This is a genomic window from Pseudomonas sp. 50_B (assembly GCF_017491625.1).
Lineage (GTDB): Bacteria > Pseudomonadota > Gammaproteobacteria > Pseudomonadales > Pseudomonadaceae > Aquipseudomonas > Aquipseudomonas danubii.
This window is the reverse complement of sequence record NZ_JAFGYX010000001.1, coordinates 348,218-366,683: the sequence shown is the minus strand read 5'-3', so window position 1 is coordinate 366,683 and position 18,466 is coordinate 348,218. Positions and strand designations below refer to the sequence as shown.

General features: G+C 62.2%; 15 protein-coding genes. 6 read left to right on the top strand and 9 right to left on the bottom strand.

Features of this window, described 5'->3' with window-relative positions:
* Positions 1 to 27 precede the first annotated feature (27 nt).
* On the bottom strand, positions 28 to 366 hold the full coding sequence (glnK, locus tag J5M73_RS01730; protein WP_002555808.1) for a P-II family nitrogen regulator: 339 nt from the start codon (positions 364 to 366) through the stop codon (positions 28 to 30).
* 416 nt (positions 367 to 782) lie between these two features.
* On the opposite strand from glnK, the gene J5M73_RS01725 reads away from it, so the two are divergent.
* Together J5M73_RS01725 and J5M73_RS01720 are read left to right on the top strand one after the other, a co-directional pair.
* Positions 783 to 1,043, top strand: a complete 261-nt coding sequence (locus tag J5M73_RS01725; RefSeq protein WP_072451854.1) for an accessory factor UbiK family protein — start codon at positions 783 to 785, stop codon at positions 1,041 to 1,043.
* Positions 1,044 to 1,221: 178 nt separating this feature from the next.
* The gene (locus tag J5M73_RS01720; RefSeq protein WP_102862237.1) at positions 1,222 to 2,715 is read left to right on the top strand and encodes a YifB family Mg chelatase-like AAA ATPase; all 1,494 of its coding nucleotides are present in this window, start codon (positions 1,222 to 1,224) and stop codon (positions 2,713 to 2,715) included.
* 4 nt (positions 2,716 to 2,719) lie between these two features.
* On the opposite strand, the gene J5M73_RS01715 is transcribed toward J5M73_RS01720, so the two are convergent.
* Both J5M73_RS01715 and J5M73_RS01710 read right to left on the bottom strand, forming a co-directional pair.
* On the bottom strand, positions 2,720 to 3,934 hold the full coding sequence (locus J5M73_RS01715) for an aldose 1-epimerase family protein (RefSeq protein ID WP_102862238.1): 1,215 nt from the start codon (positions 3,932 to 3,934) through the stop codon (positions 2,720 to 2,722).
* 113 nt (positions 3,935 to 4,047) lie between these two features.
* Positions 4,048 to 4,626 (bottom strand): TetR family transcriptional regulator C-terminal domain-containing protein, encoded by a 579-nt coding sequence (locus J5M73_RS01710; RefSeq protein ID WP_102862239.1) that lies wholly within the window; start codon positions 4,624 to 4,626, stop codon positions 4,048 to 4,050.
* Between the two features lie 113 nt (positions 4,627 to 4,739).
* On the opposite strand from J5M73_RS01710, the gene J5M73_RS01705 reads away from it, so the two are divergent.
* Positions 4,740 to 5,666 (top strand): ABC transporter six-transmembrane domain-containing protein, encoded by a 927-nt coding sequence (locus J5M73_RS01705; protein WP_180988541.1) that lies wholly within the window; start codon positions 4,740 to 4,742, stop codon positions 5,664 to 5,666.
* An 86-nt stretch (positions 5,667 to 5,752) separates the two neighbouring features.
* Here J5M73_RS01705 and J5M73_RS01700 read toward each other — a convergent pair whose 3' ends face one another.
* Together J5M73_RS01700 and J5M73_RS01695 are read right to left on the bottom strand one after the other, a co-directional pair.
* On the bottom strand, positions 5,753 to 7,729 hold the full coding sequence (locus J5M73_RS01700) for a methyl-accepting chemotaxis protein (protein ID WP_102862241.1): 1,977 nt from the start codon (positions 7,727 to 7,729) through the stop codon (positions 5,753 to 5,755).
* Between the two features lie 193 nt (positions 7,730 to 7,922).
* Positions 7,923 to 8,843 (bottom strand): LysR substrate-binding domain-containing protein, encoded by a 921-nt coding sequence (locus tag J5M73_RS01695; RefSeq protein ID WP_102862242.1) that lies wholly within the window; start codon positions 8,841 to 8,843, stop codon positions 7,923 to 7,925.
* A 157-nt stretch (positions 8,844 to 9,000) separates the two neighbouring features.
* Here J5M73_RS01695 and J5M73_RS01690 point away from each other — a divergent pair, with 157 nt between their 5' ends.
* A complete protein-coding gene (locus tag J5M73_RS01690) occupies positions 9,001 to 10,401 on the top strand; it encodes a NorM family multidrug efflux MATE transporter (protein WP_180988542.1) in 1,401 nt (466 codons plus the stop codon).
* Between the two features lie 54 nt (positions 10,402 to 10,455).
* Here the strand turns inward: J5M73_RS01690 and J5M73_RS01685 are convergent, their stop codons facing one another.
* Positions 10,456 to 12,129, bottom strand: a complete 1,674-nt coding sequence (locus J5M73_RS01685) for a bifunctional diguanylate cyclase/phosphodiesterase (protein WP_102862244.1) — start codon at positions 12,127 to 12,129, stop codon at positions 10,456 to 10,458.
* 267 nt (positions 12,130 to 12,396) lie between these two features.
* Between J5M73_RS01685 and rep the strand changes: the two genes are divergently transcribed.
* Entirely contained in the window at positions 12,397 to 14,406 is a 2,010-nt protein-coding gene (gene rep, locus J5M73_RS01680) for a DNA helicase Rep (protein WP_102862245.1), read from the top strand.
* 55 nt (positions 14,407 to 14,461) lie between these two features.
* A complete protein-coding gene (locus tag J5M73_RS01675) occupies positions 14,462 to 15,034 on the top strand; it encodes a xanthine phosphoribosyltransferase (protein WP_016968070.1) in 573 nt (190 codons plus the stop codon).
* Positions 15,035 to 15,147: 113 nt separating this feature from the next.
* On the opposite strand, the gene J5M73_RS01670 is transcribed toward J5M73_RS01675, so the two are convergent.
* The 3 genes from J5M73_RS01670 to J5M73_RS01660 all read right to left on the bottom strand — a co-directional run bounded on the left by J5M73_RS01670 (position 15,148) and on the right by J5M73_RS01660 (position 18,360).
* A complete protein-coding gene (locus J5M73_RS01670; protein ID WP_102862246.1) occupies positions 15,148 to 17,076 on the bottom strand; it encodes an acetyl-CoA hydrolase/transferase C-terminal domain-containing protein in 1,929 nt (642 codons plus the stop codon).
* Positions 17,077 to 17,212: 136 nt separating this feature from the next.
* Positions 17,213 to 17,629, bottom strand: a complete 417-nt coding sequence (locus J5M73_RS01665) for a c-type cytochrome (protein ID WP_102862247.1) — start codon at positions 17,627 to 17,629, stop codon at positions 17,213 to 17,215.
* A 182-nt stretch (positions 17,630 to 17,811) separates the two neighbouring features.
* Complete coding sequence (locus J5M73_RS01660; protein WP_102862248.1) at positions 17,812 to 18,360, bottom strand: cupin domain-containing protein; 549 nt, start codon at positions 18,358 to 18,360, stop codon at positions 17,812 to 17,814.
* Between the last annotated feature and the right edge of the window lie 106 nt (positions 18,361 to 18,466).

Here is an 18,466-nt window from a genome sequence, read left to right as displayed (position 1 = left end):
TTCTCCTGGGGCGTTGGGTTTGGCGGCTTAGATTGCGTCGGTATCGGTTTCGCCGGTACGGATGCGAATAGCCTGTTCCAGATTGACCACGAAGATCTTGCCGTCACCGATCTTGCCGGTGTTGGCGGCCTTGGTTATCGCCTCGATAACCCGGTCAAGATCCTTGTCGTCAATGGCGACATCGATCTTCACCTTGGGCAGGAAATCCACCACATACTCCGCACCGCGATACAGCTCGGTGTGACCCTTCTGCCGGCCGAAGCCTTTGACCTCAGTGACGGTAATGCCCTGCACGCCGATCTCGGACAGCGACTCGCGCACGTCGTCCAACTTGAACGGCTTGATGATGGCAGTGACTAGCTTCATGAAACTCTCTCCCGAATTGGTGGACTTGCCCCAGGAAAACAAACCCGACTCAAGTCTAAGCGCAGTGCCTGGCTTTGTAACGCATCGTCGGCCTTCCTCAGCCAGACCGACGCCAGCTAACCGCTTCTGACGAAACACTCCCCGCTCCGCCTGCCGCACTGCATTCGTCACAGCGACTGCATCAGTGCATGGGTCACCAAGGTCTAAGCAGAAAGCTTGCCAGCTCGGGAAAAATCAGTGATTTCAGTCTCTTGCCCACAGCCGTTCGGGCTTGCCACAAATCGGCACCGCGGATACGCACAATAACGGTGCGCGAGCGCCCGCCCGGATGCGCGAAAAACGTGCAGAGCGGGCACCACCAAGCCCTTGAGCCGTGCGTGATACACTGCGGCCCATCTGCTATTCAGGACACTCCCATGCTCGCGCCCAAAGACCTTCTCGATGCCCTGAGCGGCCACGCCTCGCGTTTGCTCAGCGGTGAAACACCTCTGCCTCGCAATGAAATCGAAAGCCAGTTCAAGGCCCTGCTGCAAAGCGGCTTCAGCAAACTGGACCTGGTCAGCCGGGAAGAATTCGACAGCCAGATGGTGGTCCTGGCCCGCACCCGGGCACGCCTGGAAAGCCTGGAGGCCAAAGTGGCGGAGCTGGAAGCCCGGCTCAATCCGGCAGCGCAATGAGCTGAACCCGCGATTCGCCGGCAAGCCGGCTCCTACAAACCTGGAGCCGGTTTGCCAACGAAAGCCGTAGCGCCGGCGACATATCCTGTGCGCATTCAAAGCTCCTCCCGCCAAAGCCCTCATCTATCCTTGCAGCACCGCAGGACGCGGTTCCCGCTGTCTCAAGGAAGATCTTCCCATGTCCCTGGCAATCATCCACAGCCGTGCCCAAGTGGGCGTACAGGCTCCGGCTGTCAGCGTTGAAGTGCACCTGGCCAACGGCCTGCCGAGCCTGACCCTGGTCGGGCTGCCGGAAGCTGCAGTCAAGGAAAGCAAGGACCGGGTGCGCAGCGCCATCCTCAACGCCGGATTCAACTTCCCGCCGCGACGCATCACCCTCAACCTGGCTCCGGCGGACTTGCCCAAGGACGGTGGACGATTCGACCTGGCCATCGCCCTGGGCATCCTCGCCGCCAGCGTGCAGGTGCCGGCCCTGGCGCTGGACAACATCGAATGCCTGGGTGAGCTGGCTCTGTCCGGCGCGGTGCGAGCAGTACGCGGTGTGCTGCCGGCCGCTCTGGCGGCACGCAAGGCGGGACGCACCCTGCTGGTGCCCCGGGCCAATGCCGAGGAAGCCTGCCTGGCCTCGGGCCTGGAAGTGATCGCCGTAGACCATCTGCTGGAGGCCGTCGCCCACTTCAATGGCCACGTCCCCATCGCGGCTTACGTCAGCGACGGCTTGCAGGAGAATCAGACGCCCTACCCCGACCTGCGGGAAGTCCAGGGCCAACTGGCCGCCAAGCGTGCCTTGCTGGTCGCTGCCGCCGGTGCCCACAACCTGCTGTTCAGCGGCCCGCCCGGCACCGGCAAGACCTTGCTGGCCAGTCGCTTGCCCGGCCTGCTGCCACCCTTGCAGGAAGACGAAGCCCTGGAAGTCGCAGCCATTCAATCGGTGAGCAGCCACAAGCCGCTGCGCCACTGGCCGCAGCGCCCCTTCCGCCAGCCCCATCATTCGGCATCAGGCCCTGCACTGGTGGGTGGCGGTTCGAAACCTCGTCCGGGAGAAATCACCCTGGCCCATCACGGTGTGTTGTTTCTCGATGAACTGCCGGAGTTCGACCGCAAGGTCCTGGAGGTTCTGCGCGAGCCCATGGAGTCGGGCCAGATCGTCATCTCGCGCGCCCGCGACCGGCTACAGTTTCCAGCGCGCTTCCAACTGGTAGCCGCCATGAACCCCTGCCCCTGTGGCTACCTTGGCGACCCCAACGGACGGTGTCGCTGCACGCCGGAACAGATCCAGCGCTATCGCAACAAGCTGTCCGGCCCCTTGCTCGATCGCATCGACCTGCACCTGACCGTGGCCCGCGAAGCCACCGCCCTGAACCCCGAGCCGCAACCGGGGGACGACAGTGCCAGCGCCGCCGCCCGGGTGGCTCAAGCTCGCGAGCTGCAACGCCAACGCCAGGGTTGCGCCAATGCCCATCTCGACCTCCCCGGCCTGAGGCGCCATTGCCGGCTATCCACGGCTGACGAACGCTGGCTGGAAGCGGCCTGCGAACGCCTGGACCTGTCGCTACGAGCCGCCCACCGCCTGCTGAAGGTGGCCCGGACCCTGGCCGACCTGGAGCAGGCGGCACGGATCAACCGCGAGCATCTGGCAGAAGCCCTGCATTACCGGCCGAGCACAGGTTGAAGGGTCACTCCTTGGACAGATCCACCAGCGGCGTGGGACGCACTTCGGTCTGGCGTCCATCCTGAATCTTGCCGACAAGACTCAGCGCATCATCCACCGCAGCCTTGTCCGCCAGCAGGTTGTAGCGGATCTGGAATTGCCGTTGCTCCTTGGCGCCGATGGTCGGCACCAGATTCAGCGGACGCTGATAGCGGCGGTTGTAAGAGAAACTGGTGCCCGGCTCCAGTCCCGTCACATAACCCTGGCCCTGGGTGTCGGTGTTCTTCCATAGCGAGAACACCGGCAACTGCTGGGTATTGAAGCCCAGCGATACGCCGAGACTACCCGCCTTGTTATGCAGCACCGCCAGGGTCTCGCCCTTGGCGTCGGCATAAGGCACGACGTTGTAGACGGTCTCGTCATAGTCGCGGGTCGGGCCGCGATAGGTCTGCCAGTCCGCCAGATCAGCCTTGGCTTTGTCGTTGAAGGGCGAGACTTGTTTCACCGGTGCCGCAAACTTGGCCCCCTGTTCGAGGAACGGCGTGCTGAAGTTGCTGTGGTACAGCGCCTGGTATTCCTTCGGATAATCACCGTTGTTGGTCAACCGGTCATTGAGGGTGAAACTGGTGCTGCCGGGCTCGGTAACCAGTTCGGTGGCGACACTGAAATCGACCTTCTTGAACGCCTGCTCCTTGAGCTCGCCCCGCAAGTGAATGGCGTAAGGCGGTTTCTCGTCGATATGCAGGGTGACCTTGCTGGCGGGAATGTTCGCCGCGCGGCCATGCAGTGTCAGCAACTCGCCATTGTCCAGGCCAGGGTGCCCGACCCACTCGTAGCCGCAGCGCGTCACCAGCTCATTGAAGCCTTCCAGCCAGCCCAGGCCACCACGGCCATTGAGTTCGATGAACGCCGGATTGACCACTTCCTTGACCGGTGAATCCCAGCCCAGGCGCACATCGCCCACCGAGGCCTGCAACACATTCATGCCCCGGGTCGGCACCACCGAGAGCTTCATCACACCATTGTCGATGTCGATGATGCTCACCCCTTCCTGGCGACCGCCATGCAAGGTGCGCAAGGTCACGGAAAAAGGCCGCTCGGTCTTTACCCCCAGTTGCTGGCTGGTGAGGTGCAGGTTGTCGGCGGCCTTGTCGCTGTCGAGCAATACATAGTCCCAGGCCATGGCATGGGAAGCGGCGCTCAGCGCGGCGAGGGAAACAAGCAGTTTGAGGGACTTCATCGAGGGATTGCCTTTATTGGAGTTGTACGATTTTTATAGCGCTGAAGAATCGTTTCAGCAAGCCAATAAATCGCGCTAACCACCACAAGATCCCATCATTTGTACTGAGGCCCTTAGTCCTCGAACCCCAACAGCAAACCCGCCACTTCCAAGACTTCTGCCAAGGCAGCCTCGGCAGCTTCGGGCGAGGCCCGCAGCAGCAGGTCATCGGCATAGCCCATGGTTTGCGCGAACAACTGTCGTGCCACGCGTTCGGGGCTGGAGCAGCGGAACACTCCGGCCTGGACCCCACGGTGGACGATCTGCGCCAACATCTGCTGCCACTGACCGTTGATCTTCAGGTAGGCCTCGGCCAGCTCCTGGTCATACATGGCCTCGTCCCAGGCATCGAGCCACAGCGCCCAGCCGTCCTCGGCGGAATCGGGCAGGCAATCGCGAAGAAAACCCTGCAGCGCCTCCAAGGGCGCGACGCCTTGCAGCGGTTCGCCCACCGCCTCCAGTTGCTCATTGGCAAAACGGATGAAGGCCTCGCGGCGCAGCTCCTTCCAATCGCTGAAGTAGTGATAGACATGACTGCGGGACAACCCGGCATGTTCGGCCAGGTCGCGAGTGGAGACATCGGCGAACCCCTTGCTGCGAAACAACTCCAGGGCCGCGCCGATGATCTGGTCTTTACGGTCGTTACGGGACATGGGCAATCGGGCCTCTTGACGCCGAGATGGACGGCGCTTGCATTTTGAGCGATCGCTCAAAGATAATTGAGCAGTCGCTCAATATTAACCGTTATCACACCTGTGGTGCACTCATGTCTGTCGTCACCCCATCCGTTATCGTCGACTCCACACAAAAGATCGGCCAGCAATCGGCCGGCCAGACGCTCAAGGCCATTGCCCGGGCGTACCCGGGCAAGCTGTTTGTCACGTTGTCCCTGGTGGCGCTAGAGAACGCCCTGCTGCTGGCCTACCCGCTGTTTGCCGGGTTCGCCGTAGACTCGATCCTGCGGGGTGACACCACCCACGCGCTGATCTATGCCCTGGTGGTGCTGGGCTTCTGGGTCGTGGGGGCCGCGCGGCGAGCGGTGGACACCCGCACCTTCACCCGCATCTACGCCGACCTGGCGGTGCCGGTGATCCTCAATCAGCGCCTGCAGCAGCAAAACACTTCCACGGCAGCGGCGCGGGTGGTGCTGGCCAGGGAGTTCGTCGACTTCTTCGAAAAGCATGTGCCGACCATCGCCACCGCCCTGGTATCGATTGTCGGTGCCGCGGTCATGCTGCTGGTGATCGAGCCCTGGATCGGCCTGGCCTGCCTGGGCGCCCTGCTGCTGTGCGTCACCCTGCTGCCGCGCTTTGCACGGCGCAATCAGCAGTTGCACGAACGCCTGAACGATCGACTGGAAAAGGAAATCGGCCTGGTGGCCAAGGTCGGCGCCGCCTCGCTGAAGCGTCACTATCGGCTGCTGTCGCGGCTGCGCATCTGGCTCTCGGACCGGGAGGCGGCGGCCTATCTGTTTCTGGGCACCGTGGCGGCGATTCTGTTCGTCATCGCCATCAGTCAGCTGGCGCTGTCACCCGAGGTCAAGGCCGGGCATGTGTATGCGGTAATGACTTATCTGTGGACCTTCGTCAGCAGCGTCGACGAGGCCCCGACCATGGTCGATCAATTGGCACGCCTGCGGGACATCGGCAAGCGCGTTGACCCGGGGCTGAGTGAACCGACCGAACCCCGCTAAACCTCAGAACCGCCGGACGCGATAGCCGCCGGCGTGCAGCAGGACCTTGCCCCGCAACCCAGGGTTGCGGGGCGAAAGGGCCACTGTCAGCGGAAGCGGTCGACTTCCTGTCGCAGGTCGGCGGCCAGTGTTTCCAGCTCACGAGCAGTGAGCGCCAGGTTGGACACCACTTCCCGTTGCTCGCTGTTGGCCTGGGCAATGCTCTGCAGGTTGCTGCTGAGCACCGTGGCGGTGCTGCTCTGCTCCTGGGTGGCCGTGGTGATGGCGGCGAACTGCTCGCCGGCGCTGCGGCTCTGCTCGTCGATCAGGGCCAGGGCCGAAGCCACATCGGCGTTGCGCGACAAGCCTTCCTGCATCAGCCGGTTGCCCTGTTCCATGGTCTCGATGGCATGGCCGGTTTCCTGCTGGATGCTGTTGATCATCTGCGAGATTTCGTCGGTGGCCTCGCGGGTACGCGACGCCAGGTTGCGCACCTCATCCGCCACCACGGCGAAGCCGCGACCCTGCTCGCCGGCACGGGCCGCCTCGATGGCGGCGTTGAGAGCAAGCAGGTTGGTCTGGTCGGCAATCGCGGTGATCACCCCGACAATTCCGCCGATCTCCTGGGAGCGTTGGCCCAGGGTGTTGATTACCGTAGCTGTGCTGTTGAGCGCCCCGGCAATCTGCTCCAGGGACGATGACGCCTGCTCCATGGACTCGCGACCGATATGGGTCTGCTGAGCATTTTCCTCGGCCAGGCGCTGGGTGCTGCCCATGTTGTCGGCGATGTTCAGCGACGTGGCGCTGAACTCCTCAACCGCCCCCGCCATGCTGGTGATCTCGCCCGACTGCTGCTCCATACCTTCATAGGCACCGCTGGACAGGCCAGACAAGGCCTGGGCCCGACCGTTGACCTCTGCGGCAGAACGGCGGATGTGCTCGACCATGGTCGACAAGGCTTCACCCATCTGGTTGAAACTGCGAGCCAGTTGGCCGATCTCATCGTGGCTGGACACATTCAACCGCGCACTCAGGTCGCCGCCGCCCAAGGCCTGGGCCTGACGCACCAGATCACTCAAGGGCGCCAGCTTGCTGCGCAGCAGCCAGACCGTAGCGCCCACCGCCAACAACATCGCCAACAGGCTGCCGATCACCAGACGGATGCCGACGCTCCAGGTCACCGCCCGAATCTCGGCTTTGGGCATGCTCGCCACCACCGACCAGGGCCCACCGGCAAAAGGCACCGCCAGGCTGTAGAAGTCTTCGCCCTGGTCGCTCCAGAAGCGGCCCTTGCCCGGCTGCTGCGCTGCATCGGTCATGACCTGCGCGGCCTGATCCAGGCCTTGCACGCCCGCCGGTGGCACCAGCCATTTGTGCTGTTCGTCCAGCAAGGCCAGGGAGCCGCTGTGTCCGATGCGAAAGCGCTGGAGATTGTCGAACTGAGCGTTCTGCGCATCGGTGTAGTCAAAACCAACGAACAACACGGCAATCACCTTGCCGGCACGATCCAGCACCGGGGTGTACTGGGTCATGTAGAAACGTTCGAACAACAGCGCCCGGCCGACATAACCCTGCCCCGCCATGAGTTTCTGATAGGCCGGGTGGGCGTGGTCGAGCAAGGTGCCAATGGCCCGGCTGCCGTCCTGCTTGCTCAAGGAAGTACTGACCCGGATGAAGTCGTCGCCGCTGCGCACGAACAGGGTCGCCACCCCGGCGGTCATCTGCTTGAACTCGTCCACTTCCTCGAAGTTGTTGTTCAGCACCACGTCCCCCAGGTGCAGGCCCGGGGTCTGGACCCCGGCCACACTCACCGGTTGTTCGGGATGCAGACTCAGGCCGCTGCGGAAGCGGTTTTCAAACAAGCCACTGAGGCGCTGGGTGCTTTCGCGCAGGCTGCTGTGAAAGGTGTTGAGCTGATCCGCCAGCAGGCGCGCTTCGCTGGCCAGGTGCTCCTCTCTAGTGTCGAGATTCGCCGAATCCAGAGAACGCAGGGCAAACAGGGTACTGCCGCTGATCACCAGAGCGAGTATCAGGGCAAGGGCAAGCCCTAGCTGGGAGGCTATCCGGGCACGGGGTTGGGACATGATGGCTCCTTCCCGAGAAGGCGGATCATCCTGATCGATCAGCACACTCGGCAGTAAATATTCTAGGATTTTTAGTAATTTAGGACCTTCCTGAACGCTGGTTCCATAACCCATGGATTCGGCGGCGCCCACGAATACTTGAGCGCCTAGCAAGGATATCTCCGCGCCCCCGTCGGCCGGGCACTGCATCGTTTCAGCCGAGGCGCTCTACCTCGGGCAGTTGCATGGCCTGGACCTCGCCCTGGAGAAAGTCGCTGAGGCGACGCAAACGTTCGCCTCCCGGCCGGGTCTTGGGCCACACCAGGTAATAGTTCAAGCCACTGGCGACGGCGGTCGGCCAGGGCAGGCTCAAGCGACCCTGAGCCACATCTTCGGCCACCATCAGCAGATCCCCCATGGACACGCCGTAACCCCGAGCCGCCGCAATCATCCCCAGTTCCAGGGTGTCGAACACCTGCCCGCCCTTGAGGGAAACCTGATCCGTGAGCCCCATTTGCTCCAGCCAACTGCGCCAGTCCCGCCGGTCCGGAGTCGGGTGCAACAACTCCGTGGCCGCCAGCCGCGCCACATCCCAGGGCGGGTCTTCGAGCAAGTTCGGAGCACCCACCGGGATCAGCAACTCCGGGAACAGGTAGCTGGCTTCCCAGTCCGGTGGAAAGTGTCCGTTGCTCAGCAGTACCGCGCAGTCGAAGGGCTCCTGGTTGAAGTCCACGGAGTCCACGTCCATCCAGGCACTGGTGAGCTGCACTTCGTTGCCCGGCTGCAGATGGCGGAAGCGGCTGAGGCGGGCCAGCAACCAGCGCATGGTCAGGGTCGACGGCGCCTTCATGCGCAGGATGTCGTCTTCGGCCCGCAGGGTATTGCAGGCCCGCTCCAGGGCACCGAAACCCTCGCGGATACCCGGCAGCAGCAAGCGCGCCGCTTCGGTCAGTTGCAGATTGCGCCCGCTGCGCTGGAACAGCCGGCAGGCGAAGTGCTCCTCCAGGGTGCGGATATGCCGGCTGACAGCGCTCTGGGTAATGGACAGTTCCTCGGCCGCGCGGGTGAACGAGCTGTGCCGCGCCGCCGCTTCAAAGGCGCGCAGGGCATAAAGAGGAGGAAGACGACGGGACATGGACGCGCTCCAGCAGCGGAATGACGCAACGCTACCAGAAAGATATTCGCATGAGTTTTTATCATGCCAGCAAGTATTTTTATCCCTTTGTGCTATGGCCCGGAAGCGCCGAGAATCAGCGCTCTCCCCGACTTTACCCTGATCGAGCCTGATGACCATGCAGCATCCAGCACGTACCGAACTCTGGGCCATCCTGCGGCTGGCGGGGCCGCTGATCGCCTCCCAGCTGGCGCACATGCTGATGGTTCTCACCGACACCCTGATGATGGCCCGCCTCAGCCCGCAAGCCCTGGCCGGCGGTGGCCTGGGCGCCGCCAGCTATTCCTTTGTCTCGATTTTCTGCATCGGCGTGATTGCCGCGGTCGGCACCCTGGTGGCGATTCGTCAGGGCGCCGGAGACATCCAGGGTGCCGCCCGCCTGACCCAGGCCGGCCTGTGGCTGGCCTGGATCATGGCCCTGGTCGCCGGCCTGCTGCTGTGGAACCTCAAACCGCTGTTGCTGCTTTTTGGCCAGACTGAAAGCAACGTCCAGGCTGCCGGCCAGTTCTTGCTGATCCTGCCGTTCGCCCTGCCCGGCTACTTGAGCTTCATGGCCTTGCGCGGCTTCACCAGCGCCATCGGCCGGGCGACGCCGGTGATGGTCATCAGCCTGGCAGGGACTGTGGCCAACTTCCTGCTCAACTATGCATTGATCACCGGCATGTTCGGCCTGCCGAAACTCGGCCTGATGGGCATCGGCCTGGTGACCGCCATCGTCGCCAACTGCATGGCGCTGGCCCTGGCCTGGCACATCAAGCGCCATCCAGCCTATGCCGCGTACCCATTGCGCCAGGGCCTGGCCCGGCTGAACACCCATTACCTGCGCGAACTGTGGCGCCTGGGCCTGCCCATCGGCGGCACCTATGCGGTGGAAGTCGGGTTGTTCGCCTTCGCCGCGCTGTGCATGGGCACCATGGGCAGCACCCAGCTGGCGGCGCACCAGATCGCCCTGCAGATCGTGTCGGTGGCGTTCATGGTACCGGCGGGTATCTCCTACGCCATCACCATGCGCATCGGCCAGCACTACGGCGCCGGACAACTGCTGGATGCACGGTTGGCCGGACGGGTCGGCATCGCCTTCGGCGCGGTGGCGATGCTGGGGTTCGCGATGGTTTTCTGGCTGCTGCCCAACCAGTTGATCGGGCTGTTCCTCGACCATAACGACCCGGCCTTCGCCGAGGTGATTCAACTGGCGGTGAGCCTGTTGGCGGTAGCGGCCTGGTTCGAGCTGTTCGATGGCACCCAGACCATCGCCATGGGCGCCATCCGCGGTCTCAAGGATGCCAAGACCACCTTCCTGGTGGGCCTGGGCTGCTACTGGCTGATCGGTGCCCCATCGGCATGGCTGATGGCCTTTACCCTGGGCTGGGGACCGACCGGTGTCTGGTGGGGACTGGCCCTGGGCCTGGCCTGCGCGGCCATCAGCCTGACCCTGGCGTTCGAGTGGCGGATGCGCCGCATGATCAAGCACGAGCCCGTGGTTGCGGCGATGAACGCTCAAGCCAGCAGCGCGGATTGACGGGGAGCGGGTCCCCGCCGCCCAAGGCGCTGGATCAGCACCGGTATCCGTCGCTTAAAGCATCCCCTCCTGCAGCGACTGCTGGCTGCTGCCGAACGTCAGGTACTCCATCAGGTCCGCCAGGGGCAACGGCTTGCTGATCAGGTAGCCCTGGACCTGATCGCAGCCAAAGCCTCGTAGCAACGCCAGTTGCTCCGCGGTTTCCACACCTTCGGCCACCACATCCAGATTGAGGTTGTGGGCCAGGTTGATCATGGCGTGTACCAGTTTGCGGTTCTCTTCACGCTGCTCCATGCCCCCGACAAAGCTCTTGTCGACCTTGAGCAGGGTGATCGGCAGGCTGTTGAGGTGGACGAAGGAAGAGAAACCGGTGCCGAAGTCGTCCAGGGAAAAACGCACCCCCAGGCGCCCCAGGGCATCCATGGTCTGCTTCACCAGATCGCTGCGGCGCATCACTGCGGTTTCCGTCAGCTCGAACTCCAGCCACTGGGCCTCAACCCCGCGCTCGGCGATCAGCCGGCTCAGGGTCGAGAGCAACTGGCTGTCCTGAAACTGGCGGAACGACAGGTTGACCGCCATGTGCAGCGAGGGCAGCCCACGCTCGCGCAGGGCCTGCATGTCTCGCAGAGCACGGGAAATCACCCAGTAGCCCAAGGGCACGATCAGCCCGCTCTGTTCCGCCAGGGGCACAAACTCGCTGGGAGGCAGCAAGCCGCGCTCGCCGTGGCGCCAACGCACCAGGGCTTCGAGGCCGACGATCTTGCCGTCATGCAGGTTCAGCCGGGGTTGGTAATGCAGCTCCAGCTCATCACGGCGCAAGGCTCGGCGCAGTTCGCTTTCCAGATCGGCGAGGCTGCGGGCGTTGCGGTTGATCCGCTCATTGAAGATATGAAAGGTGCAGCCTTGGGTGCTCTTGGCCTGCTGCATGGCGATATGTGCATGCCACATCAACGGGTCGGCGCCGGCATTGGCTCGCGCATGGGCAATCCCCAGGCTGCAGCCGATCAACAAGCTTTCGCCATCGACCCAATAGGGTTCGGCCATGGCTTCGGTGATGCGTTCAGCCATCCATTCGGCGCGCTGCGGCGCGCGGCGGGTGTCGATCAGCAGGGCAAACTCGTCGCTGCCCAGGCGGGCCAGTTGGTCACCAGCCTCCAGTTGGCTCTTGAGCCGCGACACCACCTGCAAGATCAGGCGGTCGCCGGCCTGGTGGCCGAGGGCGTCGTTGGCGTGGCGGAAGTTGTCCAGGTCCAGGTGCCCCAGGGCCAGGCCGCGACCGTCGTTTTCCGCCAGCCGTGCGGCCAGCAGGGTCTGGAAGCCCTGGCGGTTGGCGATGCCGGTCAAGGGGTCTTGCTCGGCCAGGCGTTGCAGGGTGTTTTCCAGCACACCGCGCTCGCGGACATGACGCAGGCAGCGACGCAGGGCGTCGGTACTCAGGCAAGAACCCACCAGCCAGTCGCTGACACCCACCGGGGCTACTGAGGGCTCATGGTCCAGCAATAGAATGGTGGGCAAACTGCAACGCCCGGGACCGGGCTGCAGGCGTGGAATGGTCAACAGGACCGCATTGCGATCGTCTTCGAACAAACGACTGACCGACTCCCAGGTGGGAGCACTGATCAATACCACCGAGTCTCCCAACGGAGCGACACACTCGCGCAACAACGCTGTCCACACAGGCTCTTCGGCCAGTAGCAGCAAACGCAAGGGTTCGACAGGCTTAGACAAGCTAGCTCCCTAGACTCTGCAAAATGAGTTGGCGGCGGGCATTATGGCGCGCAAATAAGCAATAACAATTGATATTGATTATCATACGCAATTTCTTGTACCGCTCTAACTCGAACATTAGACGCATATTCAGCGCGCATCCTGAGGGAAAGTATCAAAACCGGCAAATTTAGATAGCGTTGTGCGTCACAAGTCGGAGAGAGCAGCAGAATCTGTCCAGCCTGTTAAAATGCCCGCCCTTTTCGTAACCGATCCCTTTTTACCGTCATGTCCCGACTCAATCCCCGGCAGCAAGAAGCCGTGAACTATGTCGGCGGCCCTCTTTTGGTGCTCGCCGGCGCAGGCTCCGGCAAGACCAGCGTGATCACCCGCAAGATCGCGCACCTGATCCAGAACTGCGGCATCCGCGCCCAGTACATCGTCGCCATGACCTTTACCAACAAGGCCGCGCGAGAAATGAAGGAGCGGGTCGGCACCCTGCTGCGCGCCGGCGAAGGCCGTGGCCTGACCGTGTCGACCTTCCACAACCTGGGCCTGAACATCATCCGCAAGGAGCATGCGCGGCTGGGCTACAAGCCGGGCTTCTCGATCTTCGACGAAGCCGACGTCAAGGCCCTGATGACCGACATCATGCAGAAGGAGTACTCCGGGGACGACGGTGTCGACGAGATCAAGAACATGATCGGTTCGTGGAAGAACGACCTGATCCTGCCGGCCCAAGCCCTGGAAAATGCCCGCAACCCCAAGGAACAGACCGCAGCCATCGTCTACACCCATTACCAACGCACGCTCAAGGCGTTCAACGCGGTGGACTTCGATGACTTGATCCTGCTGCCGGTGAAGCTGTTCGAAGAACACGCCGACATCCTGGAGAAATGGCAGAACAAGGTCCGCTACCTGCTGGTGGACGAATACCAGGACACCAACGCCAGCCAGTACCTGCTGGTGAAAATGCTCATCGGCAAACGCAACCAGTTCACCGTGGTGGGCGACGACGACCAGTCGATCTACGCCTGGCGTGGCGCGCGCCCGGAAAACCTGATGCTGCTCAAGGACGACTACCCGTCCCTGAAAGTGGTGATGCTGGAGCAGAACTATCGCTCCACCAGCCGTATCCTGCGCTGCGCCAACGTGCTGATCTCCAACAACCCCCACGAGTTCGAAAAGCAGTTGTGGAGCGAGATGGGCCACGGCGACGAGATACGCGTGATCCGCTGCCGCAACGAAGACGCCGAGGCCGAACGGGTGGCCATGGAGATCCTCAGCCTGCACCTGCGCACCGACCGGCCCTACAGCGACTTCGCCATTCTTTACCGGGGCAACTACCAGGCCAAGCTGATCGAACTGAAGCTGCAGCACCACCAGGTGCCCTATCGCCTGTCCGGCGGGAACAGCTTCTTCGGACGCCAGGAAGTCAAGGATCTGATGGCCTACTTCCGCCTGATCGTGAACCCGGACGACGACAACGCCTTCCTCCGGGTGATCAACGTGCCGCGCCGGGAAATCGGCTCCACGACCCTGGAAAAACTCGGCAACTACGCCACCGAGCGCAAGATCTCGATGTACGCCGCCACCGATGAGATCGGCCTGGGCGAGCACCTGGACAGCCGTTTCACTGATCGCCTGGCGCGCTTCAAGCGCTTCATGGACCGGGTCCGTGAACAATGCGCCGGCGAAGACCCGATATCTGCCCTGCGCAGCATGGTCATGGACATCGACTACGAGAACTGGCTGCGCACCAACAGCTCCAGCGACAAGGCCGCGGACTACCGGATGGGCAACGTCTGGTTCCTGATCGAGGCCTTGAAGAACACCCTGGAAAAAGACGAAGACGGCGAAATGACCGTCGAGGACGCCATCGGCAAGCTGGTCCTGCGGGACATGCTGGAACGCCAGCAGGAAGAGGAAGACGGCGCCGAAGGTGTACAAATGATGACCTTGCATGCCTCCAAGGGGCTGGAGTTTCCCTACGTGTTCATCATGGGCATGGAAGAGGAAATCCTCCCGCACCGCTCCAGTATCGAAGCCGATACCATCGAGGAAGAACGACGCCTGGCCTACGTGGGCATTACCCGTGCTCGCCAGACCCTGGCCTTCACTTTCGCGGCCAAGCGCAAGCAATACGGTGAAATCATCGACTGCGCACCGAGCCGCTTCCTCGATGAATTGCCCCCGGACGACCTGGCCTGGGAAGGCAACGACGACACGCCGACCGAAGTCAAAGCCGTTCGCGGCAATAGCGCTTTGGCGGATATACGCGCGATGTTAAAGCGCTAAAATCGACTATTTTTAACTGACCTTTGGCGCAACAGGCGCTATTTGAGGAAGCTCCGTGGAAGCACTGCACAAGAAAATTCGCGAAGAAGGCATCGTGCTTTCCGATCAAGTACTGAAAGTCGACGCCTTTCTGAACCATCAGATCGACCCGCAGTTGATGAAGCTGATCGGCGATGAATTCGCCACGTTGTTCAAGGACTCGGGCATCACCAAGATCGTCACCATCGAAGCCTCGGGGATTGCCCCGGCCATCATGACCGGCCTGAACCTGGGCGTGCCGGTGATCTTCGCCCGCAAGCACCAGTCCCTGACCCTGACCGAGAACCTGCTGTCGGCCACTGTGTACTCCTTCACCAAACAGGTGGAAAGCACCGTCGCCATCTCCCCACGGCACCTGACCAGCAGCGATCGTGTGCTGATCATCGATGACTTCCTGGCCAACGGTAAGGCGTCCCAGGCACTGATCTCGATCATCAAGCAGGCCGGTGCCACCGTGGCCGGCCTGGGCATCGTGATCGAGAAGTCCTTCCAGGGCGGCCGTGCCGAGCTGGACGCTCAGGGCTACCGCGTGGAATCCCTGGCCCGGGTCAAATCCCTGGCCGGTGGCGTGGTCACCTTCATCGAGTAACCTCGCCCGCCAGGCCTGCTCAGGAGTTGAATTGTGCAGGAGCTGGCTTGCCAGCGAAGACGCCCTTGAGAGCAGCGCAAGGCTTGATGGCCCATTCGCCGGCAAGCCGGCACCTACGACAAGGTGGGTGCCGTGGCCTGCAGCCCGGCCAGCAGGAAGCGCTGATACAGTTCCTCGCGCAGCCCATCGGGCTGCTCCAGCCCCATGCGCTCAAGGTGCGCCGCAAATGCCTCAGGCTCCGGCGCATCGAGTGCCGCCTTGCCCAGCTCAAGGATCTCGCTGAGCTTGAACTTGCTCTTGAGCCAGTTCAGCGCCCGCAGCAGGTCACGCTCTTCATCGCTGAAATCACTGCCCAACGGATACTCGGGAAACAGGTGGCGATGACGCGCCTGAATGTTCTGCAAACGCTGTGGGCTGTTGTCGGTAAAACGCGGGTTCAGACGAAAATCCTTCGGCAGTTTTCCGGCCTTCTGTGCCTGCTCCAGCAACCCCGGCTGAAAGCGTGAGTCGCTGATGTTGAGCAGCGCCTCGATCACATGCGCATCCGTTTTACCCCGCAGATCGGCAATACCGTACTCGGTGATCACGATGTCCCGCAGATGGCGCGGGATGGTGCAATGGCCGTACTCCCAGACAATGTTGGAACTGACCTCGCCAGCGGATTCGCGCCAACTGCGCAGGATCAGCACTGATCGGGCATCTGCCAAAGCATGTCCCTGGGCAACGAAGTTGTACTGCCCGCCCACACCGCTGAGCACCTTCCCGCCCTGCAACTGATCGGACACCGCCGCGCCCATCAGGGTCATGGTGAACGCGCTGTTGATGAATCGCGCATCCCGGCGCTGCAGGCGCTTGAGTTCTTCATGGCCATACAGCTCGTTGATGTAGCTGATGGCGGTCATGTTGAACTGCGCCAGCTTGCTCTTGGGCAGCTCGCGCAACCGCTGATAGAAACTGCGCGGGCCAAGGAAGAAACCACCGTGGACCGAGACCCCGCCAGCCGTGGCCGCATCCAGAGTGCCGGCGTTGGCTTGCTGTTGCAGCTCCAGGGTCGGGTAGACCTTGCGCCGCACGATGCCGGCATCCGCCAGGGCCAGCAGACCGTTGACGAACATTTCACTGCAACCATAGAGCCCCTGGGCAAAGGGCTCGACGCCGCCTTCGCGGTCGATCAGCGCCTGCCAGTGGTCAACCTGCAGATCCGCCAGCAGGGCACGATAACCGTCGTTGTCGGCCTGCCGTGCCAGCAAGGCTGCGGTCAGCGCGTCGCCCATGGAGCCAATGCCGATCTGCAAGGTGCCGCCGTCGCGCACCAGGGTGCTGGCATGCAAGCCGATGCAATGGTCCTGAATCCCCACCGGCATGTTCGGCGTGGAAAACAGGGTGCTGCGCTCTTCTTCGTCGATCAGCAGATCGAGGTCCGCAGCATCGATCTCGGAGTCCCCGGGCATATAAGGCAGGTCACTGTGGACCTGGCCGAGAATCAGGATGGTCTCCCCCGCCGCACGACGCTTGGCGATCATCGGCAGCATGTCGAGGGTGATATCCGGGTTGCAGCTCAGGCTCAGGCGGCCGGGGTGTTGCGGATCGCGGGCCAGCAGTTGCGCCACCAGGTTGAGGCCGGCGGCGTTGATGTCCCGGGCGGCATGGCTGTAGTTGCTGCTGACGTAGTCCTGCTGCGCTGCGGCGCTGTGCAAAAGGCTGCCGGGCTGCATGAAGAACTGCTCGACGCGGATGTTCGCCGGCAGGCTGTCACGGTGCAGGTCGGCAAGGAAATCCAGTTCCGGATAGTCGCCGAACACCCGCTCCACGAAGGGTTCGAGAAAGCGCTTCTGCAAACCGTCGCCCAGGGACGGACGGCCCAGGCTCAGGGCGGTATAGATCGTCAGTTGGCGTTCGGGCAATTGGCCAATGCGGCGATACAGAGCGTTGGCAAAACGGTTGGGTTTGCCCAGGCCCAGGGGCATGCCCATGTGAATGTGTTGCGGCAAACGGGCGAGCACTTCATCTACCGCATGCTCGATAGAACAGGATTGCAGCATCTGACCCTCCGGGGACCATCCATGAATTGAGGTTGGACCGAGCTTGCCGGGAGTTTGCTGCCTTGAACAGTGCACTGGCTGAATTACGCCCACAAAAAAGCCGCTCGTAAGCGGCTTTTTCGCTGAAGATGGCGACTTATTTCAGGCCGGACATCTTCTGGATAGCAGCTTTGAGATCATCATCGGTGCAATCGGCGCAGGTGCCTTTAGGCGGCATGGCGTTGATACCGGTGATGGCCTTGGCCAGGATGCCGTCGAGGCCGCCCTGGTGATCGGCACGCTCTTTCCAGGCTGCGGTGTCACCGATTTTCGGCGCACCCAACAGGCCGGTGCCGTGACAAGCATTGCAATGCTTGGCAATCACGTCATCCGGGGATTTCGCACCACCGCCACCACCTGCAGTAGCAGCGACTTCCATACCCTTGCATTCCTGCCCCTGAACGCAGACCTGGCCAACAGGCTCAAGACGCTTGGCAATGTCATCATTAGTCGCAGCTTGAGCGCTGACTGCCCAAAGGACCAATACGGTTGCTGGTGCGGCCAGCATTTTCATAATTAGGTTCACGCGTACACCCTCAATGGTGGCTAGTCACGCCTGCGGCCACGGTTTCGCAGGCGGGCGAAAGTATAACGGTTAGCCCGCCACACTGAAACAACCCCAAAGTCGAAGGGGTCTTAATCGCGGCGAAATGTCGCTGGGGGCCTCTCTGCAAACCTTGCAGGATGCCTCTTGGTCTAGAAATTTGCCGGAGTGGCTGCGCTGATTAGTCGCGCCGGAGCATCGAACGGATTACGGAAACGGTGCGGCTTCGTACTCTCAAAGTAGTAGCTGTCACCGGCCTCCAGGACAAATGTCTCCAGCCCTACCACCAGTTCCAGGCGACCTTCGAGAAGAATGCCGGTTTCCTCGCCATCGTGGGTGAGCATCTCTTCCCCGGTATCGGCGCCGGGCGGGTAGATTTCGTTGAGAAACGCAATAGCACGACTCGGATGCGCCCGGCCCACCAGCTTCATGGTGACTGCGCCATCGGAGATATCGATCAGTTCGTGGGCCTTGTAGACAATCTGAGAAGGCGTTTCCTGGAGGATTTCCTCGGAAAAGAACTCGACCATGGACATGGGAATGCCGCCCAGCACCTTTCGCAGCGAGCTGATCGAGGGACTGACACTGTTCTTTTCGATCATTGAAATGGTGCTATTGGTGACGCCCGCACGCTTGGCGAGTTCACGCTGGGAAAGACCTTTCAGTTTACGGATGGATTGTAGTCGTTCACCGACGTCCAATGCGGCAGCCTCCTAGGCGGGAATCAGGCGTTGTTGTAATTGAGCGTTATCATGGCGACAGCGTTCAGTATTTACAACACTTGGCCCCGATTCCCCCGAGGGCAGG